Annotated in this window: 25 protein-coding genes; 7 read left to right on the top strand and 18 right to left on the bottom strand. The window is 60.7% G+C overall.

The window, feature by feature from the left end:
- Positions 1-646: 646 nt before the first annotated feature.
- The 3 genes from FDT80_RS13235 to FDT80_RS13225 all read right to left on the bottom strand — a co-directional run bounded on the left by FDT80_RS13235 (position 647) and on the right by FDT80_RS13225 (position 2,675).
- Positions 647-1,150 (bottom strand): EF-hand domain-containing protein, encoded by a 504-nt coding sequence (locus FDT80_RS13235; RefSeq protein WP_138662781.1) that lies wholly within the window; start codon positions 1,148-1,150, stop codon positions 647-649.
- A gap of 277 nt (positions 1,151-1,427) precedes the next feature.
- Positions 1,428-2,171 carry a glutaredoxin family protein gene (locus tag FDT80_RS13230; protein ID WP_212733855.1) on the bottom strand — a complete coding sequence of 248 codons (744 nt, stop codon included), beginning with the start codon at positions 2,169-2,171 and terminating at the stop codon, positions 1,428-1,430.
- 24 nt (positions 2,172-2,195) lie between these two features.
- Positions 2,196-2,675 (bottom strand): DUF305 domain-containing protein, encoded by a 480-nt coding sequence (locus tag FDT80_RS13225; protein ID WP_138662780.1) that lies wholly within the window; start codon positions 2,673-2,675, stop codon positions 2,196-2,198.
- 177 nt (positions 2,676-2,852) lie between these two features.
- On the opposite strand from FDT80_RS13225, the gene FDT80_RS13220 reads away from it, so the two are divergent.
- Positions 2,853-3,050 (top strand): heavy-metal-associated domain-containing protein, encoded by a 198-nt coding sequence (locus tag FDT80_RS13220; RefSeq protein ID WP_138662779.1) that lies wholly within the window; start codon positions 2,853-2,855, stop codon positions 3,048-3,050.
- Between the two features lie 177 nt (positions 3,051-3,227).
- On the opposite strand, the gene FDT80_RS13215 is transcribed toward FDT80_RS13220, so the two are convergent.
- The 6 genes from FDT80_RS13215 to FDT80_RS13190 form a co-directional block, all read right to left on the bottom strand.
- On the bottom strand, positions 3,228-3,485 hold the full coding sequence (locus tag FDT80_RS13215) for a hypothetical protein (RefSeq protein ID WP_138662778.1): 258 nt from the start codon (positions 3,483-3,485) through the stop codon (positions 3,228-3,230).
- Positions 3,486-3,550: 65 nt separating this feature from the next.
- A complete protein-coding gene (locus tag FDT80_RS13210; protein ID WP_138662777.1) occupies positions 3,551-4,306 on the bottom strand; it encodes a copper-binding protein in 756 nt (251 codons plus the stop codon).
- A gap of 56 nt (positions 4,307-4,362) precedes the next feature.
- Positions 4,363-5,724: a multicopper oxidase family protein gene (locus FDT80_RS13205; protein WP_138662776.1), complete on the bottom strand. Its 1,362-nt coding sequence runs from the start codon at positions 5,722-5,724 to the stop codon at positions 4,363-4,365.
- A 17-nt stretch (positions 5,725-5,741) separates the two neighbouring features.
- Entirely contained in the window at positions 5,742-7,202 is a 1,461-nt protein-coding gene (locus tag FDT80_RS13200) for a TolC family protein (RefSeq protein ID WP_138662775.1), read from the bottom strand.
- The gene (locus tag FDT80_RS13195; RefSeq protein WP_138662774.1) at positions 7,202-7,435 is read right to left on the bottom strand and encodes a hypothetical protein; all 234 of its coding nucleotides are present in this window, start codon (positions 7,433-7,435) and stop codon (positions 7,202-7,204) included. Before FDT80_RS13195 ends, FDT80_RS13200 begins: the two co-directional genes overlap by 1 nt.
- An 81-nt stretch (positions 7,436-7,516) precedes the next feature.
- Positions 7,517-7,879 (bottom strand): hypothetical protein, encoded by a 363-nt coding sequence (locus FDT80_RS13190; RefSeq protein WP_170311862.1) that lies wholly within the window; start codon positions 7,877-7,879, stop codon positions 7,517-7,519.
- Between the two features lie 412 nt (positions 7,880-8,291).
- On the opposite strand from FDT80_RS13190, the gene FDT80_RS13185 reads away from it, so the two are divergent.
- Entirely contained in the window at positions 8,292-8,900 is a 609-nt protein-coding gene (locus FDT80_RS13185) for a BA14K family protein (protein WP_246039951.1), read from the top strand.
- Between the two features lie 308 nt (positions 8,901-9,208).
- On the opposite strand, the gene FDT80_RS13180 is transcribed toward FDT80_RS13185, so the two are convergent.
- The 6 genes from FDT80_RS13180 to FDT80_RS13155 all read right to left on the bottom strand — a co-directional run bounded on the left by FDT80_RS13180 (position 9,209) and on the right by FDT80_RS13155 (position 14,044).
- Positions 9,209-10,213 carry a permease gene (locus FDT80_RS13180; protein ID WP_246039963.1) on the bottom strand — a complete coding sequence of 335 codons (1,005 nt, stop codon included), beginning with the start codon at positions 10,211-10,213 and terminating at the stop codon, positions 9,209-9,211.
- A 100-nt stretch (positions 10,214-10,313) separates the two neighbouring features.
- Positions 10,314-10,631: an ArsR/SmtB family transcription factor gene (locus FDT80_RS13175; protein WP_138662772.1), complete on the bottom strand. Its 318-nt coding sequence runs from the start codon at positions 10,629-10,631 to the stop codon at positions 10,314-10,316.
- 232 nt (positions 10,632-10,863) lie between these two features.
- Entirely contained in the window at positions 10,864-11,580 is a 717-nt protein-coding gene (locus FDT80_RS13170) for an ankyrin repeat domain-containing protein (protein ID WP_246039950.1), read from the bottom strand.
- A gap of 7 nt (positions 11,581-11,587) precedes the next feature.
- Positions 11,588-12,070: a GlcG/HbpS family heme-binding protein gene (locus tag FDT80_RS13165; RefSeq protein WP_138662771.1), complete on the bottom strand. Its 483-nt coding sequence runs from the start codon at positions 12,068-12,070 to the stop codon at positions 11,588-11,590.
- Between the two features lie 91 nt (positions 12,071-12,161).
- Positions 12,162-12,770, bottom strand: a complete 609-nt coding sequence (locus FDT80_RS13160) for a response regulator transcription factor (protein ID WP_138662770.1) — start codon at positions 12,768-12,770, stop codon at positions 12,162-12,164.
- Positions 12,767-14,044 (bottom strand): sensor histidine kinase, encoded by a 1,278-nt coding sequence (locus tag FDT80_RS13155; protein ID WP_246039949.1) that lies wholly within the window; start codon positions 14,042-14,044, stop codon positions 12,767-12,769. Before FDT80_RS13155 ends, FDT80_RS13160 begins: the two co-directional genes overlap by 4 nt.
- Positions 14,045-14,101: 57 nt before the next feature.
- On the opposite strand from FDT80_RS13155, the gene FDT80_RS19095 reads away from it, so the two are divergent.
- Positions 14,102-14,239, top strand: a complete 138-nt coding sequence (locus FDT80_RS19095) for a hypothetical protein (protein ID WP_246039948.1) — start codon at positions 14,102-14,104, stop codon at positions 14,237-14,239.
- A 358-nt stretch (positions 14,240-14,597) separates the two neighbouring features.
- Complete coding sequence (locus tag FDT80_RS13150) at positions 14,598-15,149, top strand: 2OG-Fe(II) oxygenase (protein WP_138662769.1); 552 nt, start codon at positions 14,598-14,600, stop codon at positions 15,147-15,149.
- 107 nt (positions 15,150-15,256) lie between these two features.
- Here the strand turns inward: FDT80_RS13150 and FDT80_RS13145 are convergent, their stop codons facing one another.
- Both FDT80_RS13145 and FDT80_RS13140 read right to left on the bottom strand, forming a co-directional pair.
- Positions 15,257-15,643, bottom strand: coding sequence for a DUF6481 family protein (locus FDT80_RS13145; protein ID WP_138662768.1), 387 nt, complete (start codon positions 15,641-15,643; stop codon positions 15,257-15,259).
- 309 nt (positions 15,644-15,952) lie between these two features.
- A complete protein-coding gene (locus tag FDT80_RS13140; RefSeq protein WP_138662767.1) occupies positions 15,953-16,159 on the bottom strand; it encodes a cold-shock protein in 207 nt (68 codons plus the stop codon).
- A 623-nt stretch (positions 16,160-16,782) separates the two neighbouring features.
- Here FDT80_RS13140 and FDT80_RS13135 point away from each other — a divergent pair.
- Complete coding sequence (locus FDT80_RS13135) at positions 16,783-17,328, top strand: YaeQ family protein (protein WP_138662766.1); 546 nt, start codon at positions 16,783-16,785, stop codon at positions 17,326-17,328.
- Here FDT80_RS13135 and FDT80_RS19210 read toward each other — a convergent pair.
- Positions 17,292-17,522, bottom strand: a complete 231-nt coding sequence (locus tag FDT80_RS19210) for a DUF6538 domain-containing protein (protein ID WP_342777651.1) — start codon at positions 17,520-17,522, stop codon at positions 17,292-17,294. The two genes, FDT80_RS13135 and FDT80_RS19210, sit on opposite strands and share 37 nt — an antisense overlap.
- Positions 17,523-17,818: 296 nt before the next feature.
- On the opposite strand from FDT80_RS19210, the gene FDT80_RS13130 reads away from it, so the two are divergent.
- Both FDT80_RS13130 and FDT80_RS13125 read left to right on the top strand, forming a co-directional pair.
- On the top strand, positions 17,819-20,668 hold the full coding sequence (locus FDT80_RS13130; RefSeq protein WP_246039947.1) for a DUF3427 domain-containing protein: 2,850 nt from the start codon (positions 17,819-17,821) through the stop codon (positions 20,666-20,668).
- 57 nt (positions 20,669-20,725) lie between these two features.
- The gene (locus FDT80_RS13125; protein WP_138662765.1) at positions 20,726-24,214 is read left to right on the top strand and encodes a hypothetical protein; all 3,489 of its coding nucleotides are present in this window, start codon (positions 20,726-20,728) and stop codon (positions 24,212-24,214) included.
- Positions 24,215-24,410 lie beyond the last annotated feature (196 nt).

Genomic DNA, 24,410 nt, shown 5'->3' with positions numbered 1-24,410 from the left:
GGTCTGATACCGGTAATAGATCAACAAACCGGAGCGTCTGCGAGGCGGATCGCCGGTTGACGGGCCAGTCGCGCCGCCCATGCCGCACATGACCGCGCGAGCCGCACATGCGATGGACGGACCTGGAATGCGTCGCGGCCGCGTCCCGGATGGGTTCAGTCCTGCACGTCCTGTGCGCCGCAAGGATACGAGGAACGGGGACCGGCGGTCAGGCGCAGTGCGCCGCCATCCAAGGCCAACAGCGGGCCAGCGCTACACACCGCAGTACCGGCCTCCGGTGCCCGGATTTCAATCAGCCTGACTGCCGGAGCACCGTCGCAGGACCGCACCGTCGAACGCGCCCTGCTCAGACGGATCGCGCCGATGACCCCGGCAGACAGATCTTTGGCGGGACGGTGGCGCCGCGCCAGTGACGGTCGGCGCCGGGTCCGACGCCCCGTTCCACACGCAGTCCTATGCAGAGAGCATGGTGTGCGGCGGCGAGGATCATGAGACGTGCCGCGATCACGCCAAAGGCGGCAGCGGGCAGTCATCCCGAGATGGCCCCACCAACAACGGAATGCCTATTTCCGCGCGCTTGCGCATGGAATGAGGCAGGATCCTTCCGTCCCGCGCGCGCGGTGCGGTCGCCAGACGCAAATCCTCTTCAATCGTCGTCCACCGCACCCATGCCCATGCCGCGCATATCGACCGGCCGTTCGCTCATGCGGCGTTGCATCATCGCGGCGCTTGCTGCGATCTCCGCTTCGGAGATCTTGGCGTCACCGTCGGCATCGTGCATCTGAAAGGCGCGCACGGTCATCGGCCGCGTATGCGCCGCGTGCATCGTCGCGAACTCCTCCAAGGACAATGCGCCGTCCCCGTCAGCGTCGTAGGTCTTGAGTTCCGCTTGCATCCCCGAAGTGATTTCTTCGGCGCTGAGCATGCCATCGCCATCCGCATCAAAGGTGGTCATGGCATAGCTGCGCGCCATGCCCATGCCCATTCCGTGCGGGCCCATCATCCCGTAGTGACCCTCCATCATTCCCATTGGGCCGCCCATCATCTGGCCATGCCGCATATGCGTCGGATGCGCCGCCGCCGGCACCGCGATTGCGGCAATGCAGGCTGCTGCGATGGCTGAAAAGCTGCGTTTTTTCAAGTATGTCATGTCGTCTCTCCGGTAATGGACCGGCGATGCGCCGGGATGGGAAATATACCCAACCCGCGGCTGCGGCCTTTGACGTGGATCATGCGGTCCGACCGCAGGACGGCATTCACGGCAACGTGTTTCGGCGACCGGGTTGCAGGGTGATCAGCCAAGGGCGGCTTGCGTTCAGCAGGCCCGTTGACCGGGCGGTGTGACGGCCCGGTGGCACGGACCGAGGCATCAGAGCCGTCATGACAACACCACAGGCGCCGGACCCGCCGAACAGATGCCCCCTTCGCTATTTCGCCAGCATCCAGACCGCCATCGCCACCATCATCAGGTTCTCGGTCAGCGAAATGAACCCCAGCGGCACGTTTGACGATCCGCCGACACAGGCGCATTTCAACTCGCGCCTGTCCACATAGACCGCCTTGATGACCGACACCGCGCCGATCGTCCCGATGAACAATGCCACCGGCGCCGCGATCCAGACGAGCGCGCCCGCGATCATCAGCACACCGGCAAATGCCTCGGCAAAGGGATAGACGTAGCCATAGCGGACCACGCGCTGCGCCAGCAGGTCGTAGTTGAGAAACATCGTGCTGAACCCTTCGACATCCTGCAACTTCTGGATGCCGAGAATGCACATCGAGATGGCGATGAACCATTCCAGCGCGCGAACCGTGAACAGGGTCCCGTATGCCGCCCAGCTGGTCGCCAGCGCCATGGCGAGCGCCACGGCGAAGATGGCGACAACCGGCCGGTAGGAGGTGGCGTCCGGGTCCTTGACCGCGTGACCGAGGTGTCTTTGCAGGGCCTCATAACCGCCGATCCGCGCGCCGTCGATGTAGGTCTGAGGCGTCGTATTCACGCCGCGCTCCGCCATGAACGCATCGGTGGCCTCGCGGCTTTCCAGCGGATGATCTTCGACATCAAAGCCCTCGCGCCGAAGCAGATCGAGGGATTTGAGACCGTAGGGACAGGTGTGATCGGGCGTCGCCATCCGGTAGAGGGTGGCGGTCTTCGCGGGGGTATCCTTCATCGGCGTCTCCTCGGGACGTGTGGGTTACTTGCCGTCGACTTCGGGCGTGGCGCTGGGTCCACCCCCAAGATCGGCGATCAGGGCCTTCATCTCGTCGATCTCAAGCCGCTGCGCATCGATGATATCCTGCGCCAGGCTTTGCACGCGCGGATCGGTGAGGGTTGCGCGCTCGCTGGTCAGGATGGCGATGGAATGATGCGGGATCATCGCCTTCATCCACGCGACATCGGCCACCGTGTCCTGACTGCGCACCAGGTAGAGAGACACGGCGAACACCACCGCCGCACCGCCGAAGATCGCGATGTTCAGGCCGCGATTGGCGTACATGCCCAGCATGTAGGACAACATGACGATCGCCATCGCCGCCCCCATGTAGATCGCCATCCACATCCGGGTCTGACTAAAGAAGACATGATCCAACGCGTAGGTGTTGAGGTACATCAGCCCGTACATCACGACCGTCGAGGTCGCGATCATGGCAAAGAAACGTGTGTATCCGGTCATCTGATCATCCTTTTTCGGCTTTTGGCGTCGCGGCAGGGGTTCCATGGTTAAAACGCCCTTCCAGCCGTGGAAGGTTCCGATTTTTGCCGAAAAGGGCCGATTTCGCCGCGCGACGGCGCTTGACCTTGCCGCAGGAGCGGGCGCATCTGGCGGTGGAGTCAAGGCAAGGAGCGCATCATGAGCACATTCAACGTCCCCGACATGAGCTGCGGGCACTGCAAGGCGGCCGTCGAAAAGGCCATCGCCGGACAAGACCCGGCGGCGACGGTCTCTGTCGATCTGGCCGCGCGCCAGGTGTCGGTCGAAAGCGCACTGACGGATGCCGCGCTGATCGCGGCGCTGCAGGACGGAGGCTATCGCGCCAGCGTCGCCTGAGGCCGCCGCCGCCCCACGCGGTACGACGGATGCATGATCTGCCAGCGGCGGGCGCGGCGTCGCGCTGTCCCGGTGGCGCAATGAAAAGTCCGCTTTGGTGCCCGCGTCCCACCGCGCGAGCCCGTCGATCTGCCGCATGTACCGATCGGGCCGGCGGCGACGCCGGCGCGGGTCGGCTCAGGCCGCCCCTGTCCGGCACGCGGCGCAAGGGCCGTTGCAGACCACAGCGCCGGGCCGTGCCGCCGGGCCGATCGGTTGGGGTCGTGCGACGACGGCCCACGGCTCGCCGTTCGCCGCGGCGGCGCGCGCGCTCTTGTGGCCGGTGATGTCCCGAACCCCCAGCATCAACCACCCCGCAAGGGCGACAAGCCCGAACAGGGCGATCAAGATCATCCATCCCGGTACGTGTCTCCGGGTCTTGGGTTTCTGCGTCATGTCCTGTCCTGCCTTGTGCCGGTTTCCGGATCGCCGGGCGCGAAACAGCGCCCGGCGAACAGGTTTCATTTGACGGCTGTAATGGTCAGCTTGCCCTTGACGCGATCCGCGACGAATTCGATCTCCTGCCCCTCTGCCAGCTTGGCCAGAACCGTTTCGTCGGCGCGGAAAACCATGGTCATCGCCGGCATGTCGAGGTTGGCCAAGGGACCGTGGATCACGGTCACCTTGCCGGCCTTGGCGTCGATTTTCTTGACGGTTCCGGTCGAATACGTCAGCGACACCTGCGTCGCGCCGTCGGAGTGGGGCATGCCGTGTCCGACGGTGATCGGCCCGTGCATGCCGCTTTCATAATGGCCGGGGATCAGGCAGGCGACTTCGAAGGCGCCTTCGTTCGCAAAGGTCCAGATCACCTCGCCGGAGGCACCGGGGTCAAGCCGGACGGAGTTCGGATCGTCGTGTTCCATGTCCATCTCGGCCATCATCGCCTTGTGCTCGACATTGCGCGCCATCGTGTCGATGGCGAACTCGTGCTCAAGCTCGCCCCTGTTTTCGACCGCGAAACGGATCGTCTCGCCCGGTTCGATGTCGAACATTGCCGGCTCGAAGATCATCCGTCCGTCGTCTGTCTCGCGCATCGCGACCTCGATGGTGCGGTCCACGTCCTGCGCCGTGCCAGGCTGGCCGACCATCATCGCCATGTGGTCCGCGCCGTGGTCCCCGGCCTTGTCGTGGCCGGCATCGTGCGCCCCGACGGCAAAGACGGGCGCCGCGAGGACCAGCGCAAGGGTGGCGGTTGTTGTCATAAGAAGATGTTTCATGTTGTTTCTTTCCTGTTTGGTTTGACAATTGTGGTTCGGAGCCGCCCCCGGGGCGGTCAGCCCTTTGAGGCGGGTCTTGGCGTGAGCCGTGTTTCGGGACTGTCGTTCGAGGCGAAATCAGGCAGCTTGCCGGTCCATTCGTAGGCCTGCTCGCCCGGCGGGTTTTCGTACCAGCCGGGATCGCTGTAATCCTCCGCGCCGATGCCCTCGCGCACCTTCACGACCGAGAACATGCCGCCCATTTCAATCGGGCCGTGGGGGCCCCAGCCGGTCATCATCGGGATGGTGTTGTCGGGCAGCGGCATCTCCATCGTGCCCATGTCGGCCATACCCGCCGTACCCATGGGCATGTATTCGGGCTGGTGTTTGCGGATCTTGGCGGTCAGAGCGGTCTTGTCGGCGCCGATGAAGGTCGGCACGTCGTGGCCCATCGCGTTCATCGTGTGGTGCGACTTGTGACAGTGGATCGCCCAGTCGCCCAGGTGATCGGCGGTGAAATCGAAGGCCCGCATCGCGCCCACGGGGATATCGATGGACACCTCGGGCCATTGCGCGGCCTCCGGCACCCAGCCGCCGTCGGTGCAGCTGACCTTGAAATCATAGCCGTGCATGTGGATCGGGTGGTTGGTCATGGTCAGGTTGCCGACCCGCACGCGCACCCGGTCGCCGCGATTGACGACCAGCGGATCGATATCGGGAAAGATCCGGCTGTTCCACGTCCAGAGGTTGAAATCCGTCATCGTCATGACACGCGGCACATATGTGCCCGGATCGATGTCGAAGGCGTTCAGCATGATCAGGAAATCGCGGTCCACGGGCCGAAAGGCCGGGTCCCTGGGGTGGACCACGAACATGCCCATCATGCCCATCGCCATCTGCACCATCTCGTCGCCGTGCGGGTGATACATGAAGGTGCCCGATTTGATCAGGTCGAATTCGTAGACATAGGTCTTGCCCGGCGGGATGCCGGGATGGCTGAGCCCGCCAACCCCGTCCATGCCCGAGGGAAGGATCATGCCGTGCCAATGCACGGTGGTATGTTCCGGCAGCCGGTTGGTGACGAAGATCCGCACCCGGTCGCCCTCCACCGCTTCGATGGTCGGACCCGTGGACTGGCCGTTATAGCCCCACAGGTAGGCGGTCATGCCATCGGCCAGTTCGCGCTCCACCGGTTCGGCGACAAGATGGAATTCCTTGACCCCGTTGTTCATCCTGTGGGGCAAGGTCCAGCCGTTCAGCGTGACGACCGGATTGTAATCCGGCCCGCTGGACGGTCGGACCGGCGGTTGGGTCGCCGCGCTGTCCATCTGTGCCGCTTCGGGCAGCCCCATGTTCAGGGTCTGGCCCCAGGCCCGGCTTGACACGAGCGTGGTCGCCCCCGCCGCACCGGCCCCCAAAAGTTGACGTCTGTTCATCATTTCAAATGTCCTTTTCATCAGTGTCCCGCACCGCCGCCAGCGGCGATGGCGATGTCGCCGCCTGCGCCGCCGGCACCGCTGCCGCCGCCGTAGATCGCAGCCGTCAGGTTGGCCGCGGCCAGCCAGAAGTCGCGCTTGGCATTGGCCGCCTGCATTTCGCTGCCCAGCTTGTCGCGGGTGTCGGTCAGCAGGTCGAAGGTGTTGGTGATCATGCCGTTGTTGCTCAGCAGGGCCTCCTCTTCGATGGTGCGGCGCAGGGGCAGCACCACGTCGCGGTAGTGGCGTGCGATCGCATGGGTCGAACGATAGGCCGCTTCGGCCGCGCGCGCCTCGGAGCGGACGTTGACCGCCCGTTCGGCCAGCACGTTGGCCGCCTGCAAATAGGCCAGTTCCGCCTTGCGCAGCCGCGCCTTGCCGCTGTCGAAGATCGGGATCGCGAATTCCAGCTCGATCTGCGGGGTGGCGTCGGTTTCGGTCGCTCCGTCTTCGGCTTCGCGTTCGACCTCGACGCCGCCGATCACCTCGAGATCCGTGACCATGCGGGTGGCATCCGTCAGGCCGTAGGCCTTGGCGGTGGCGGCCAGCGCCAGTTTGGCCACCTCAAGATCGACCCGGCTCGACAGGGCCCTGGCTTCGACGGGGCCGTTCAAGCGGGCCGTTGCGGGCAGACCGGGCAAGGCATCGGGAACACGGTAATCCGTGTCCGCCCCCCACAGCCCCATGAGCATGGTCAGCCGTTCCTTGGCCATCTGCGCCTCGAGCCGCGCCTTGGCGACCTGACCGGCCAGTTCCGCGTTGAAGGCCTGCTCCCTGGCCTGTCCGGCCTTGCCCAGCGCCCCGGTACGGCCAAGTTGCGCCGCCAGTTCAGAGGCCGCATCCGCCGTTTCGGCAGCGCGCCTGAGATAACTCAGGGTCTCGAAGGCGGCGACGGCGTTGATCCAGGCTTGGCGGGTGTCATTGGCAAGCCTCAGCGTGTCGTTGACCGCCTCGAGCTGCGCCTGCTGAAACTGCGCCTGGGCCAGGGCCACGCGCTGTTTGCGGGTGCGGGCGTCCAGGAGGTTCACCGCGATGGTGCTTTCCAGCGCCCGGTAGAGGCCAAGCTCGGGCGCGCCGATGCCCATCAGGCCCAGCGACACCACCGGGTTTTCCGGTGTGGATTGCTGCCATGCCTCGGCGGCTGACAGCCCGATGGCGGTATACGCGGCCTGCAAGCCCTTGTTGTTGAGCAGGGCGACCTGAACCGCGGTTTCGGCGCTGATGGTCTTGCGATGCACCAGCGCGCGGACCTCTTTCGACAGGGCTTCGGTCTGGTCCTGCGACTGTGCCCAGGCGGTGCGCTTTCCGATCGCCTGCGTGGTGCGCGACTGGACGACGGCGAACCCCGCATCGCGGTCGGTGAATTCGGGCGGCACCGCCGTGGCGCAGGCGGCCAGAACGGCGGGCAGCATGAGGGCAAGCGGGAGGAGACGACGCGGCATCAGTTCCCCCCCTGCCCGGGTGCCTGTCGCTGATTGAGACGGCGCCAGTCCTCTGGGCCGGTGACGGCACGGTTCTCGAAGCCCTCCAGCGGATTTCGGTAGGCGACCGGGGTGACGGCGCCCTGGTCGAAGGCGGGCGCTTGCAGGCCAGCCACGTCGGGCAGCGGGGTCGGCGTGGATGCGCACGCCCCCAGCAGCAAGGGCAATGCCCCGGCAAAAAGGATCGGTTTCATGGGATATACCTGAAAATGCGGTTGCTTGGCTCGCGCAGGTCAAGGCGCGACGAAAAGGCCGGTCACCGGCCCGCGGTCAGATCAGGTATTTGGGGGGCGCAGAAAACCCGACGGCCTGGCAGAGACCATTTGCCGCGCGGGGCGCATCTCGTGCAGGTTTGCCGCACGCTTTGGCGCAGCGCCGGGTGCGGCCATCAGCGCGATCGAAAAGCACATGTCCTGGCAACACCGATCGCCGGTCTGGCGATCCGGCGTCTCTGCGGCATGAATATCCGCGGCGTGCCCTGTCGCGTCTGACCCGGCGGCGTGATCCATGCCCGCTTCGGCATGAGCCATGATCGACGCGGCATGATGGGACACGCCCGCATCCGCTTGGCCATGCGATGCGGATGCCGGGAACAGAACTATGGCAAGGGCGAGGACCACGCTGGTCATCGTCCGCATCAAAGCGTCCAAGGGTCTTGTTCGTGCCATGCCGCAAGGAGTGTCTGACGCCCCGCAGCATGTCAATCGGTCCGCTGCGGTTGGGGGGCAACATTTCCGTGAGCACCCGAGCGGTCGATGCCATGTCGGATGTCCGGACCTGCCCCCTCGTCCTACGGGGTTGCGCCGTTCACATCGATGCGTCAGCCATGCTGTCCGGTCGTTGTCACCAGAAATAACAGGCGGGTGATTTTGAGATTCATCACTCGGCCACCAAACGCGGCCCGTTATGATGCGGCCATGCAGTCGCGAGCCCGGCTTCCGAATGTGCGGTCCGGGGTACGGATAAAGACTGCACGAACGACGGGGCCAAAGATCGAACTGCTCCGGAACCAGGGCGCCGAAATCTGTCTCATCAAGAGGAGCTTTCAAGATGCGAACCAAGTTCCAAACGGCACGAATCATCGCCGCAATCCTCATCGCTCTGTCCATGATTGCGCCCGATGCCACTGCCGCAAACCTTGTTCCACCGCCGTCCCTATCCGCGGGAATCTCGGTTCGTCAGGCCGCCGACCTCGCCGACCCGGACATCATCCTGGCCGATCATCGCCACGGATACCGCGCCGATCGCGATTGGCGCGGCCGGCACGCTGAGCGTGATTGGAAACGTCGGCACGCCGAGCGCGACAGGTATCGCCGCCGGGCGGATCGCGACTGGGATCGTCACCATTACAAAGGTCATCCTTACAAACGCGGGTATCGCGGGTCACGAAAATACCGCCACGGGTATCGCCGAGACAATGACGGCTGGTGGTTTCCGTTGGCAGCCTTCGCGCTTGGGGCCGTGCTGCTGGAGCAACAGAAGCAAAGACGACCCTACGATCAGAGCTACAGCAGTTGGGATCACATCCCCGCCGGCAACATGAACGCACACGACAATTGGTGCGATCGGCGCTACCGCAGCTACAGCCGTGTCAGCAAGACATTCCAGCCGTACAACGGGCCGCGGAGATACTGCAATTCGCCGTATGATCTGCTGTGATCGAAGCCTGCGGACAGGCATGGGCGAGGCCGCTGAAAAGCGGTGCCGTCAGGCATGGACCTCGCCGACGCGGTCCTCAAGGTGGGACGGCACGGCAAGCCGGTTGAGCGGTGCAGGGGCTGAATTGCGGGACAAACCGCCATTGCGCTGCGGCTGCACCACTGTCTGCCTTTCAATGCGCAGACAAGTGCGGGCCCCGGGTGCCATCGGTGTCGTGGTCAGTTGGCTCTGATGTCTGGGCCAATTGCCTTGATAGCTGATCGCAGGTCTGAGCCCAGGCAATCCAAGTTGCCTGGGCGCTTGTCCGGTCAGACGGCTTGCCAAAGCTGAAACACCAGTCCGGTGGCAAACGCGCCACTGAGCGACAGCCCGATGTAGAGCAAGAAAACACGGGCTTTAGCCAAGGCCCACACAGCCATGGCCGCCGGGACCGAGGTTACACCACCGGCGACAAGGAATGCCAGGCCGGCACCAGGCGACATGCCCTGTTCGATCAAGCCTCCAACCAACGGTAAGGCGGCATAACCGTTGAGGTATGCGGGAACTCCGACCAGGGTTGCGGTCATGATTGGGCCGAGGCCTGTTCCGCCCAGAACTCGGCTGACTGTCTCGGCCGGAATCCAGGCCAACATCAGGCTTTCCAGGATAAAGGCCAGCAGCAACCATTTGGCGAGAAACAGGGTCGTGTCCCGCGCTGTCGCTACGAATTTCCCGCGGCGCTGCTCTTCGAGCCAAAATCTCCAGGCGACTGGGTGGGGAGCGCGTATCTTGGCGCCGCCGCAACCGCCGTTGCCGATCCCGTCCCGCAGTGGGTCGGACAAGGATCCGCTACGACTGAGCATATGTACGACCGTACCGCCAAAAAGCCCAAGGCCAATTGCCGCCAGCGTTTTGGCGACTGCAAACTCGAGGCCCAAGACACCGGAGGTCAGGAAGAACATCGATGGATCCATGATAGGTGAAGCAAGCCAGAAGGCCATCACAGCTGAGAGGGGTACACCCATCGTCAAGAGCGCCGCGATCAACGGAATAACTCCACAAGAACAAAAGGGCGACAAGCCACCAGCGAACGCCCCCAGAAGGATCATGACCGCCGGAGCACCCGTAAAGGCCCGGGCTATGAGATTGTCGGCCCCCGAGGCATTTGCATAAGCAGCAACGCCAATAGAGAAGACGAGATAGGGTGCAATATGGAAGACGGCGGCAATGGCGAATTGCCCGCTTTGAATGGCCTGTTGTGGGCTGAAGACGGCGAGCAGAAGCAGGATCAGCACAGAGATCAGCCAGATGCGTTGATCTGACGCGAACCGCATAAGAGCAGCACGTGGTCTTTCGGGTAGATGTGATGCGAGTGACATTTCTATATATCCAGTTTTATAGTTTCTATTGGGTAAGAAAAAAGCGATCGTGAAATCACGCTGCATCTTCCTTTCGAGTAAGTGAGACGCCTTGGCAGCATTCCGATGTGATGAATTCCGCAAGTCTTGACGCTGCTGCGAAATCAGCCTTGTTGAAGACTTCGCGTCCGATTTTTTCCTGAACAACCAACCCGGCGTCCACCAGCGTGCTGAGATGATGAGCAAGTGTTGATGGAGCCATTTCGAGATGCTGGCCAATCTCACCAACTCGCAGGCCATCTGGCCCGAACTTCACAAGCAACCGAAAAATCGCGAGGCGAGCGTCATGACCGAGAGCTGCAAGAGCACGAGCGTGAGATGTTTGAGTCGTCATGACGCAAATATAACTACAAAACTAGTTTTGTAAAGGATGGAACGACTTCCTTGTCGCGCCTTCGACTTCAGCAGCCGCCCATGGAGCCCGAGGCTTGGAGCATGGCACGACTTGATCCCGTCCTTGCCTCGATCACCCCATGAAACGCGGATGGTCTTCCATCGTGCAGCATTCGACACCTTGGGCGGTCGGACCCAGCCGCTTTCGCGGCATTGGCGCGTATGGCTGAAGGTCAGTCGAGAAGCTTGACGATGTCTGCGTAGCCACGCTCCGTCGCATGCTGAAGCGGGGTGACGCCGTCGCGATCTCCGATGGTTTTGTCTGCTCCGGCCTCGACAAGAATTTCAATCGTCTTGACGTGGTCTGGCCCGCCATCCCCCAAGATCACAGCCTCGATCAGCGCTGTCCATGCCAGGTTGTTGACGTGATCCAGCGGCGCGCCGCCTGCCACGAGGCGGGCAACGACTTCGTGATGGCCAAGATGCGCGGCCGCAATCAGGGCGGTGCCGTCATATACGCTGGTGATGAGGTCCGGTTTGTTGCCCAGTTCCATGGCCAAAGACACGAGTTCAGGATCGTTGGCCACCGCAGCAATGGTCAGAACATCGTAGACCCGGTTTTCGAGCGCATTCATGTCTGCGCCACCTTTGGCAAGCGCCGCGACCGCCTCGTCATGCGAGGCAAAGGCCGCCACATGGGCGGGTGTCCGGCCTGCGTTGTCGCGGGCATTCAGGTCGGCACCTGCCGCGATCAGGCGGTCAATCTCGTCCACCCGGCCTTCGTGAGCGGCAAGATGCAGGCCCGAATAGTGCGCAATGTCGGATGCGGAAGGTGCGGTCTGTGCATGGGCCGCGCCGCAGACAGCCAAAGTGGCTGTGATGATCAAGGAACGAAGCATAGGGGGCCACCTTTCAATTGCGGTGACCCGCCCCATCACGAGGCGGGTCATGGTTGATTTACTCAGCGCCGATGACGTCAAGACCCGCGCGCGCGCAAGTCTCGTCAATGGCACCTGATGGTGCGCCGCCGACGCCGATGCCACCCACCAATGCCCCGCCGATTTTGATCGGCAGACCACCGGCCTGAATGACAAGACGGCTGTCCATATCACGCAGGCCACCGTTTTCAGGGTTGGCCCCGATGAAACCGGCCAATCCGGCGGTGTCGCGGCCCATGCTGGCAGAGGTAAAGGCTTTGCCGGTGCTTGATCCCACGGTGTGCGGGCCTGCGTTGTCAGCGCGCAGGATCGTTTTGGTCACGCCAGAGCGGGCGACAATCGCGACGCTGACGTTGTGCCCTTCGGCGGCGCAGGCATCGACGGCGGCCTGTGCCGCTTGTGTCGCCATACTCAGCGGAAGGTAAGGGGCGGTTGGCAAATCCTGCGCGAACGTCGCGACGGGGGCCAGAAGTGCGGCGGCAAGTGTCACTGTACGGATCATCGGATATTTCCTTTTGCTGAAGTGATGCGCCTGTTCTAACCCCGGTCGCCGGGTCGCGACATTCGTAGCCCCCGCAAGGATATCCGTAGTTCTACGGGTCGGCCTGTGCCTCCAGCCAATATCGCGTCAGCTCGGCCGCCGAAGACGTGCCTGCCTTGGCCGCAATCGCTGCGCGGTGGCTTTCAACCGTGCGCGGCGACAGGCCGAGCGCGTCGGCGATCTGCCTTGTGGTCAGCCCCTTCGCGATCATCTCGAGGACCTCTCGTTCACGGGTTGAGAGTTGCGCAACCAAGGCCACGGCCTCCGCGCGTTCCGCCAGGGCTTGTTGTTGCCGCTCAAGTTCCGCATGGCCCTTTTGGATCGCGTCGATCAAATCCTGCTCGTCGACGGGTTTGCTCAGGAAATCAATCGCACCGTTGCGAAACGCCCGCCTGCAGGCTTCGATGTCGCCATGGCCACTGATGATGACCGTGGGCCACGTCATCCCTTGGGCGTTCAGTTTCTCTTGCAATTTCAGGCCCGAGATCGCGGGCATCCGGATATCAAGGACCAGGCATCCCGGCGTCAGGCCCGACGCTTGGTTCAGAAACGTTTCAGGCGAGGCAAAGCTGCGCACATCCAGCCCGACCGTCTCAAGCAACAGCGTCAGGGCACTGCGGACCGCCTCGTCGTCATCGACCAGATAAACATGGTTGTTCATGGTGCCACCGCCCGGGTTGAAAGTGGCAGGGACAACCGGAATGTCGTCTGGGCCGCATCGGCCAGATGAACGATATCGCCGCCCATTTCCTCGACCAGGCGTTGACACAGGGCCAAGCCAAGCCCCGTACCGTCAGGCTTGCCGGTCACGAAGGGCTCGAAAATGCGTGCCTTGATGTCATCGGGCACGCCCGGCCCGGTGTCGGTGACATCCACGATCGCCATCCCGCCATCAACCGCCGTGCGGATCGTGATCCACGCCCCGTCCGAGGCATCCAGCGCATTGCGGACAAGGTTGAATACGACCTGCTCAAGCTCGACCGGATCGGCATCGACGAACAGCGGTGCCGCGTGAAGCGACAGCGTGATCGTGGCATCGCGGCTTTTGGCTTCCAAGGCCAGCAGGCGCTGCACGGACCCTGCCGCATCATGCAGGGCGCATGGTTTTGACGGTGCACGGTTCGGTTTGCTCCAACGCCGCAGACGATCAAGGATATCCGCTGCCCGCTGCGCCTGCGCGACGGTGTCATCAAGCACCGTGCCCAGGCGTTTGACATCCCCCCGTCGCACCAAATGCCGCCCGGCCTGCGCCTGGCTGAGGATGGCCGTCAACGGTTGCGCCAATTCATGCGCCATGCCGCTTGCCATCTCACCCATTGCATTGACCCGCGACGCATGGGCCAGCCGGGTTTCCTGCGCGCTCAGCCTGGCGCGGCTTTCGGCGTCTTTGGTGCGTGCGCGCTGCTTCAGGCCGAGGACGGACAGAAGAAACAAACCTGAGACCGCTATGATTGCAGTCAGGACTTTCCCGACGGGCAGCAGGTCAGCAAGACGAATGGCAAGGGCGGTTTCAAAAATGAAAGGCTGCGACTGGCTGCCAAGGAGCTTTGAAAACCCTGCCGCGTCCGGTGCCGGGCGACCCACGAGGGCAGTCTTGCCATCCGGTGTCAGCAAGCGCAGGGACACAGACGGCTTTTGCCAAAACGGATCATCGGTCGCCAGCAACGCGCGCGCATCGACGACCAGCGCCAGCCCGTGCCGCGCGGCATCGGTATTGGGCGTGCGCTTCACGACGATATAGTGATCAGGCGCGGTCGGCATCTGCTGCACCTGCAAGGCTCCGGTAGAGCCGCGCGCCAGTTGAACCACCAATGCCGCGTCCGCGCCCGAAAGGCCGGGCAGCGTTTGGATCATTGGGTCTGACGGGTCAAACGGGATCACATTCACCGAGGCAATGCGCGGATAAAACCGCATGATCGTCGCGGCTACGTCCAACAACAAATCCTGACGCGCACGCCCTCCCGCCACGAAAATCGCGGACAATGACGTCAAATGCGCATCATGCTGATCCGCGCGCTGAGAGGCCAGGCGGTGGAGCGTGGCACTTTTTGTGGTCAGTTCGCGCACCAGACTTTGTCGTTCGACAAGCGCCAACCCACACAGCGCAACCGTGGCGGCAAGAGCCCATGACCCGAGGTATCGCCAGAAGGTGCGCGCGCTTGAAGACGTCATGCACCTTCATCGCAGGTGGCGCAGCAATCACCAATCCGTATTTCTACGGTCAACTCGAAGCGGCATCGCAGGGACAATGAAGAAACCACACCACAGACACCAGACATCCATTGAGCCGAGCACCGCTACAGTGTGACGTACCACAAGCCGCCATAGCTACAGCGTGCAGCACATAGAGATCATTTGATTAATCTTTCGCATATTGGCGACGGAAGCATGCTAAGAGATTGGATCGAGCGTCTTTCGGCTGGCAGAATTATCACAACCCTGCGCGCTCTCCGAAGAAGGCTTTTTGCAGATCCAGAGGATGGACGGAATGCTTTCACTATTCGCGGTTCCAGATGCATTCACCAAAAGTGAGTGTGAGCTGATCATTACGAAAATTTCCGAAGCGCCTACGGATGAAGCTTTCCTGGTCGGCCAAAACAGAGATCACAATCTTCGCAAATCAGAGCTGGTCTGGACTGATGAGGTGGCTGGTATGGAGTGGGTGATGGAGCGCCTGATTGATCTTGTCCGGAGATCCAACAGGGATCAGTTTGAATTCGATTTGCGCGAGTTTGCCGAAAGCCCTCAGGTGGCGATCTACAAGTCCTCAGAAAGCGGGCATTTTTCGTGGCACTCCGATATCGGCGGCGGCCCGGCCTCCAAAAGGCGAAAGCTCACCCTCGTGCTGCAGTTGAGCGATGCCGAGGCCTACGAAGGCGGCAATCTGGAAATCATGCCCGGGGCACAAATCCTCTCCGCCAGTCGCGCTCAGGGGGGCGTCAGCATTTTTCCAAGCTTCACGCTTCATCAGGTAACGCCAGTCAAAAGCGGCACTCGGCATTCAATGACTGTTTGGGCGCACGGTCCAGCATTCCGGTGACGGCCCACTGCCGACCTTCATGACCTTCACGGCCTTCGAAGCGACGAACCGTTGCCAGCCCAATAGAAGGCGATCTATTTCGCCGAAACGGGGCCCTTCAGGTCCGTTTAGCGCTTGCGGTTTCGTCTCGCGGCATAGCGTCGGTCCCGTTCTGCCTTGCGCTCCGCCTCACGTGCCGAATTTTGCGCGACAATTTGATCGGCCGTCTCAGCAAGTTGTGCTTCATGCTTCGCTTCGCGTACCGCGGCTTGCTCTGTTTCGCGCTTGTCATCCTCGGATTGCTGCCGCTCTAGGTCTTCTTTTTCTTGTCGCAACTGTGTTGCTTTAAGCTTTCGTTCCGCTTCGCGGGTAACAGTTGCTTCAACTCTTCTAGCGCGCTTTGCCAGTCTCTCTGGGTCACCAGCTGCTGATTGGAAACGTTCAAGCCTGTCCTGTTTGGCTTTGGACGCCGTCATAAGGCGCCCGTCAAAGCGATCTCGATCCGAATTCTTCATATGTTTTTTTGCTCACGTGTGTGTGGTGCAGGGACTAGGGTGAGTGCGCGCCGCATCGATGGACGACGGCTAGTGCAGGCATCTGGCGATCCGAACGGGTGTCCTCCCAACCCACATGAGGAGTCATTGCGATGGATCAGGAGACCAGTCTTCGCGATCACCCGGCGTGCTACCGGATATAGTTTGAGGTCAAGCGCGAAATATTGCGCGCGGACAGCTTGACCCCCTGCATGGACGTTAAAAAGCGGGCGCATCGTTTCCGATCCGCCCGCCGCAAACTGTCCGCTTTGTTCCGTGAACGGAACAGCCTTAAGCCAAGGCTAGATTTGTAGCGCTTTCGCGACCATCGCGGCCGGACTCGATATCGAAGGTGACTTTTTGGTCATCATTCAGTCCGGTCAGACCAGCGCGTTCGACCGAAGAGATGTGCACGAACACATCCTTGCTACCACCTTCAGGGGCGATGAATCCAAAACCTTTAGTAGAGTTAAACCATTTTACGGTGCCATTGGCCATCGTAGTTCTCCTTTATGCTGCCCACGAAATGCGGCAGTTCGGCTATGTCAGTGCTAGATCGGGACACTGAGCCGTAAGGAGCAGATTCATCGATAGAGGTAACGTAACTCGGGCTGGATAGAACCTCACGCCAGATTAGGCAAGCTTTATTCGCACCATCTCGGGCCACCACAATTTGGTCCGGCGGACAAGCATATTGACCGGCATTGAACGGACGGGAGGCCGACGCGGCCTTTGGATTTTGTCCAATTTGTGCAAACTGAAAAGCAGCACACAGGCGCGAAATTTTTATCTTGCAACGGCAACTCATCTGTCGGCTGCCAGATCTGGTCGATCAGGTATTGAACGCCCGACGCGAGACGTAGGGCTTCGGCTATGCGGATGTGCTCTCGACGGTTACGTCCCTGACTGTCCCCGCTCTCTAACGCCAGGAGCGTTTTCATAGGCGGCGCCTCAGGCCACTCCAGGGTTCTCTTGGCGATTGGCACGCGCCTTGGACCGTTCGATGCGACCAGCATCAAGGTTGGCTCGTATGGCCCCTGTCGTTTATGGCCTTTGTATGTGCTTTCCAAAAGCCACCGGAGGGAGTAGGCATCGTAATCTTTGAAGTTTTGGGACAAATCATGGCGCAAAATGCCACCATTCATAAAGTCGAACTTTCAGTCTCAGACATGGATCGCCACTATTATGCGACCCACAAACTGACCGTTGCCAAGCATCCATCCGAGACGGATGAACGGCTGATGGTGCGCCTGGTCGCTTTTGGGTTGAATGCCCATGAGCATCTGGAAATGACCAAGGGGCTTTCAGCGGATGACGAGCCAGACATTTGGCAAAAAAGCCTGAGCGGTGAGCTTGATGTGTGGGTGGCACTAGGACTTCCAAGCGAAAAGGTCATGCGTCAATCCTGCAACAAAGCCGCCAAAGTGATTGTCTATCCCTATGGCGGCAGGACTGCGGAGATGTGGTGGGAGAAGAGCAAAAACAGCACCACCCGCTTTGACAACCTTCAGGTCATCAATTTTTCCGAGACCGATACAGCCGCGCTGGCAAAACTGGCAAGCCGCGCGATGAAGCTCCAGATCAATATTCAGGATGGCGATGTGATGGTCAGTGTTGACGATAGCATCGTCTACATTACTCCCGCAAAATGGAAGAGCGCTGCGTAATTCGGCGGCGGCCGCCGCATAGGCTGAGTTGAGCTACCTAGTGGCCGCGTCCTTAGTCCTGCCGACCTCGTGCGAAGCGAATAAATGATCCGACTTGCGTTGTAGTGGTGAGAAAGGTCGATTGGGACCCGTCGCGAGAAACAGAAGATGCCCTGTTTTACAAATGGACAAGGGACAGATTTGCTCTCCAGCATGGTCTACGCCTCCAGCTCTCAGCAATGAAAACCGAAGAAAAACATAAGCTTGTCTTTAGATAGTGGTGCCCGGGGGCGGCATAACTTGTTATTTCTATTGCAACAACTTAAAAGCCGACTGGACTTTTTTCTTTCACCAAGTTTATTGGATCTTTTCGGATTTGTGTCCCACTTTTTTGAGGGGAGACTAAGGCCAAAAATAACAGCTCGAGCCAGCGCCACGATGTCCGGCGCCTGGACATGCCAGCGGCAATCCTTACCACTGGATTGAGTAGACAAGAACGATTTGGACGAGTGTGACCGACCCGCGCCTCACCTGCCCGATCTGCATGCACAGCGAGGCCGGACTGATCCCCGCCCCTCGGCATGTGCCCGCGTGGGATGACCTGACCCGCCCGGAACAGATGGCAATGTTGGCCGAGGTGGGTGCGGCACTTGGCCGAGGCACAGCCGGTTTCGTCGCTTCGTCCGATCACGACCATCTCCATCTGCGGGAAGCATCCGGTGCCAGCCTGACCACCGGCGGCCGCGATCCGCTTTTGCCTCTGCTCGCCGAACGACTGGATACCGCGCAATCGGTCGATCTTGCGATTGCCTTTGCCATGGACAGCGGCGTGGCCCTGCTTGAGCCCTGGTTCCGCGAGCTGCTGGCGCGCGGCGGACAGCTCAGGGTCGTCGTTGGCGACTATCTCGACACCACCGACCCGACAGCCTTGGCGCGTCTGCTGGACCTGGAGGGTGCGGAGCTATTCGTGTTTGAGACGTGCGGCCTCAGCTTTCATCCGAAAGCCTGGCTATTCCGCGCCGCCGATGCGCGCGGGGCGGCGATTGTCGGCAGCTCGAACCTGTCGCAATCAGCGCTGACGGATGGTGTGGAATGGAACCTTCATTCTGAGGACGCGGCTGACAGCGTGGCCGCCGCCTATAAGGATCTTCTCGCACGTCCGGAAGTGAAACCACTTACGGCTGAGTGGATCGATGCTTATTCCAAGCGCCGCCGGGCCCGGCCAATGCCCGAATTCACCGCCCGCGTTGTGGCTGAGGAAGGCCCGCCACTGGAACCGCACACGGTCCAGAAAGAGGCGCTGGAGGCGCTTGAGTTGAGCCGATCCAACGGCCACCGCGCGGGGCTTGTCGTTCTGGCCACAGGGCTCGGCAAGACCTGGCTGGCGGCCTTCGACACGATCCATACCAAGGCGGACCGAATCCTGTTCGTCGCCCACCGCGACGAAATCCTGACCCAAGCCATGGCAGCCTTTCGCAGGGTTCGGCCTGAAGCCAAGCTGGGCCGTTACACGGGCACCGAGAAAGAAGCCGACGCAGAAATTTTGTTCGCGTCGGTCCAAACTTTGGGCCGCGTCGGGCATCTGCGCCAGTTCGACCGGGATCATTTCGATTACATCGTGGTTGATGAGTTCCATCACGCTGCCGCCCGCACCTACCAGAACCTGATCGAGCATTTCACGCCTGGTTTCCTTCTGGGCCTGACCGCCACTCCCGACCGGACAGACGGCGCGGACCTCCTTGGCCTTTGCGACGAAAACCTCGTCTATGAATGCGACCTCTTTCGCGGGATCGACTCGGGCCACCTTGCGCCGTTTCACTACTTCGGCGTGCCCGACGATGTGGATTACGCGCAGATCCCCTGGCGATCCGGTCAGTTCGACCCGGCTGCGCTGAACGCAGCCTTAGCGACCGAAGCGCGGGCGCTGAACGCGCTGGAGCAATACCGTAATCGCGCAAGGGGCCCCGCAATCGGGTTCTGCTGCTCCATGCGCCACGCCGACTATATGGCGGACTATTTCCGCGCCGCCGGGCTGAAAGCCGTTTCGGTCCATTCGGGCAAAAGCTCAGCACCGCGGGCGAGTTCCCTGGCAGCGCTCGGTCGCGACGAGATCGATATCCTCTTCGCGGTCGACATGTTCAACGAAGGCGTGGACGTGCCGGAAATTGGTACCGTTCTGATGCTGCGCCCCACCGAAAGCGCGATCATCTGGCTGCAGCAACTCGGCCGTGGCCTGCGCCGTGTCGAAGGCAAGGTACTTCAGGTGATCGACTATATCGGCAACCACCGCAGCTTTCTGACCAAGGTCGCGACCCTTCTGCAGGCCGGCGCAGGGGATCGCTCGATCTCGACCAAGTTGGAGGCGCTTCAAACCGGCGAATTCCAGATTCCCCAAGGCTGCGAGATTACCTATGAGCTCGAGGTCATCGACATCTTGCGCAATCTCCTCCGCCCGAAAGAGGGCTCGGTTGAGCTCGAAGCCTTCTATATCGACTTCCGGGACCGGAACGGTATCCGTCCCACCGCGGTCGAAGTTTTCCGTAACGGTTTCGATCCCCGCGATTCCGGCCACGGCGGCTGGTTCGACTTCGTACGGGACATGGGCGACCCATTGCCGGAACGTCCCTTCGCCACCCACGGGCGCTTGTTACGCGAGTTGGAACGGCCCAAGGTTTTGTCCCGCGCCGCCTTGACCGGCTTGCGCGACGTGGTAGCCGGACGGCAGCCGAGCGAAGGAGCGTCAGAGCTGACCTTGAACCCGCACTTGGCGCAGGGCAGCGACGGCTTTCGACTGGTGCGACGTGACGCCTCCGGCGAGTTGGGACCGCTTGTGCGCGAGTTGGTCGAATGGCGATTGGCGGAAACGCCCATCGTGCGCGAGGCCGCCGAGGCGTCCGTGAACTTTGTCGGCAAGCCACAGACTCTGGAGCTTTGGCAGCGCTATTACGTGCCTGACATCGCCGAGTTCTTTGGCGAAGAGTACAAACAAAACGTCTGGCGCACCGGGATGAAGGCGCTGCCCGAAAAGAAGATCATGATCCTTCTCGCCAATGTCTCGACCCAGGACCTGACCTACGAAAATGCATTCCTCAGCCCGTCACGGCTGAAATGGTTTAGCCAGAACCAGTCGCGACAGGACAGCAAACACGGCAGGATTATCAGCGGTGAGGAAGGTCATGAAGTGCATTTATTCATCCGGCGCGGTAATAAGGTGAATGGAAAGGTCAATCCGTTTATCTATTGCGGACAGCCAGAGTTTGTCAGTTGGGAAGATGAAAAACCGATTGAGGTGCAATGGGATTTGACTTCGCCAGCGCCGCGAGAGCTTTGGGCCGAGCTCGGAATTCCAAATCGGGATTAATTGCCTAGAAGAAGCCCATTTTAGCGTTGCCGCTCAGGCACAGGAAGACATCGGCATATGACAAACACGGAGCGGCAAGGACTGATTTCCCGATTTTTCTCCCGAACCGGCGATGCCGATCGAGAAGAGAAGACGTCTGAAGCGCCGTCCCCGCACGAACATGAAGCCTGGGGTGACAATGCAACCCGCTCTGTTAATGGCCTGGTCAAGTCCGTCCTAGAGGAACCGCGCTGCTTGATCGTGACAGGTTATCAGGACTTCCTATCCTCTCTGACTATCTTGCTCAAAACGGTCGATGACCTTGGCAAACGACCAGAGGGCAGCATTCGCATTGTCTTTGGTTCCAATACTGAAACACGACAGGTTTTAGGTGGCGGCGGCCGGTCAGTGGCCGAAGAAGCACGCCAGCATTTTCTTGGCGCAAGGGGTTTTTCGGTTGTTGATTTGGCAGACCTGCGCGCGGTTCTTGCAATGGACGCAATCGAGCGTGGAATTATCCAATTCCGAATTTTCGATCCAGAACTCGCTGAAAAAAAATTGGGACGCAGGCCATCGATGCTTCACGCGAAGCTCTTTGTGGGCGAGCAAACTGCGCTTTCGGGAAGCGCTAATTTCTCGATTAATGGTCTTCGCCGCAACCTGGAATTCATGGACGATGCCAATACCTGGCCCGACCTTGCCAACGTGCGGCGCGCGGCCGCCGAGCAATATTGGGAAATGGGGCGCAACTGGACTGAAACTGCGTTGGAAATCCTGCGCTCACTCATCCGCCTCGTGACGCCTGAAGAAGCTATAGCCAGAACGGTCCACGAGGCCACCAACTTCACGTCCTGGCAAGTCGCCGGCGAAACCAGCGCAGGACGTCCCCCTCAACCCTTCCAGGCCGATCTTGTCTATGAGGCAGCAGGCACGGTCTATGAGCACGGCTTTGCCTTTGTCGAAGCGCCAACGGGTGCCGGCAAGACAGACATCGGGAAACACCTCGCAACTGTTTTGCCTGTCAGCCATGGGCAGACAGTCTTTTCCTGGGGAGAGCGCGCGGATCAACAGCGGCTTGGATCGCTTGCCCTGATACCGGCCAGTGTTCTGAAAAACTGGACGACGAATGCGCCGGCCAACTTCAAACCCATCAAGCACAGCCACCTGTCACGCCGGGTTAAGGAAGAGGCCGCGGAACTCCAAGAAATCAACCGGGCGGTTCGCTCGTCTGCGTCAATGATCGTTGATGAAAGCCACCGGCTGAGCTCCAGATATCTTGCCCCTTCAGCGCGGTCGCTCGTTTTCGAGCGGAGCCCGGCAATCTGGACTGCCTGTTTGTCGGCTACGCTCATGGGCAATCAAGGTCTCGACGGCTTGCTCGCCTTTCATGAAAAGCGTGCCTCGATCTATGTGCCTCCGGCTATCACGGATCAGATCAACCAACACATGGCGAAGGTCCGAAAGCGTGGAAAACTCGTGCGCCACCTGGACCAAGTGAACCGCCGGATCGAAGATCAGACTGTCCAGGACGATCTGTTTGACAGCGCCGAAGCGCTTCAGGTCGAGGTCAACAGCATCGAACGCCAGTTGGAGACCGGCGGCCTGCAGATCAGTGCGCTTCAGGAGGGTTTGGCCGACGCCCTCGCGCCATACGTTATCCGGCGCCAGCGCGACTGCATCGGGGAAAGTCCAGACAGAAAGACCGGCGCTTTCGTATATCCAACGATCCGAAGCCACCGAAAAGATACGGCGCTGAGCGATCAACAGCGCCGGATCATCGAGCGGATCAAGGCGCTGGCCGAATGCATCACGACAGGGATCACACTCGTTTCGGCCGATCCTCAACGCGCGGGCCAAACCGAGATCAAGTTTCACGACAAGTCGCGCATCCACATACGGAACTTCCTCGCGCTGTTGCGCGCATCGGTAACGTTTGCAAGGGAGGAATGGGCACGTGAGCGCGACAGCGAAGCTGACCAAAGAGGGCGAGCTTCAATCGGTGAAAATCTTCGACGGGCAGAGAAGCAGAACACCCGTCGTATCGCAGTGCCGGATGGCGCGCTGCCGGAAGAAGTCGACAGCGAAGTCGAAGACAGCCAAACACCAATTTGCGATCGGATCACTCGGCTTCTGAACCACCCCAGCCTTGACAGCATGGATGAAGTGCGGGCTGGCGTCATGCGTGATATCCTTCGAAAGCATGGTCACGCGATCTTCCTTGCTGAGCGAGTGGGCGTGCTCGAGGTCTATGCCAGGCTTCTTGCGGGGCACCGAGGCCGTGGGCCAGAGGTTTTCGTCGTCGCGCCTGGTGCGCGGATCCAGACTGGAAAAAAGCTGCACCACATTCGATCCGGTGCAGATGCGCAGGAGTATTTCGGGATCGACGGTAGGCACGTCGACCCGATGAAACCACGAGCCATGTTCCTGACCTTCCAGATGGCTGAGGGTATTAACCTCCAGATCGCCTCTGCGCTTGGGATCATCGGTGTCACCTCCGATGTGAAGAGCTTGATCCAAGGCCTGGGACGGATCGACCGTATCGATAGCCCGAACTCCCGCATTCACTACTACACATTCGACCTTCCCGGTCTTGTTTTGTCGTCAGATCACAAGGCACGCGCACGCGTTGCCAGCATCGCACTCTTGTCGGGTGTCGGTGCGGATGATCTGCCCTCGGAACTGGTCGAGTTTTCTGCAGGTGATCTGACAGATCTGGTGCTCGAACAGATCAAGAAACCTCGCATCCTCCGATCAAATAACTATTTCGACCTGCTTGAAAATCTCCGACGTTCGGTGCCTACAGATATTCTTGAACGCATTCAAACCGCAAACCCGCTTGGCCTTTGGGGGGCCGACCTATGCCTGCTATCCTCCCTTGAACCAGCCACAATCTTGCTTCTGGGGGGCCGCACCGGAGCCCCGCAAGACCCAACCATCCTGCCGCCCCGCCTGTTAGCAGTGCGTGACATCGATGGGCGCGCAGAGATCATTGGTGACCAGACCGAAGCAACCCGCCTCCTTTCCAGCGCATATGCTGAGACGCGGCGCCGGGATATGCAGGGCCACCGCCCAGCCCTGACTGAGATATCCGCGACATTCAGCCGGCTTGGCAGCACCCTTGCGCACCTGACGCACTGGGATATCCGCCCTGCTCGAACAGTCTCACTGCTTGCGTCTCTCGCGAGCTTCCTGACGGGACAAGATACTACTTACGCTGGTCAAGAGCTCTTCGGTTCCTTGACCTTGCCGGCTTTGGAAAAGCTGGCAGAAGCCTGGGCGCATGAACTTGATGTTTTCTGGATTGAGGCAAAAGAAACCGTGAGCCAAAGAAGTGCATCCGGTGCCGAAATCCCAGACTATCTGGGGATCGATGCGATCTACCGGGCATTCCAAGAGCAGCCAGACGATGTGCGCGAAGCTGTACAGGAAAGGATGCAGGAACTCTCGGCTCGATGCACGGCAATGTCAGAGGGGCAACCGGTAGACATCCTCAGCCGAGTGACCGTCATCTTTGAAGCCAAACCTCACGCCGCAACGTCCTTCGCAAACCCACAGGGAGCGGCATGATCTTTTGGAAACCGGCCCTGAACCTCCGTTTCTTCAGGCCGCAATTTTCAATCGTAGCGGGGAACCTACAACCTAATTGCTGTCGCAGACAAAAAATACAGAGGTTGCACTGTTTTATCCCAGAGCGTGTGGGTCTACTGACCTGCTCCCCTAAAAAGTCCTCGATTTGAGGTTAGCCTGTTCTCCAACGAAGGAG

The sequence above is a fragment of the Sulfitobacter sabulilitoris genome (assembly GCF_005887615.1).
Classification (GTDB): Bacteria; Pseudomonadota; Alphaproteobacteria; order Rhodobacterales; family Rhodobacteraceae; genus Sulfitobacter_E; species Sulfitobacter_E sabulilitoris.
This window is presented reverse-complemented; position numbering and strand designations above follow the sequence as displayed.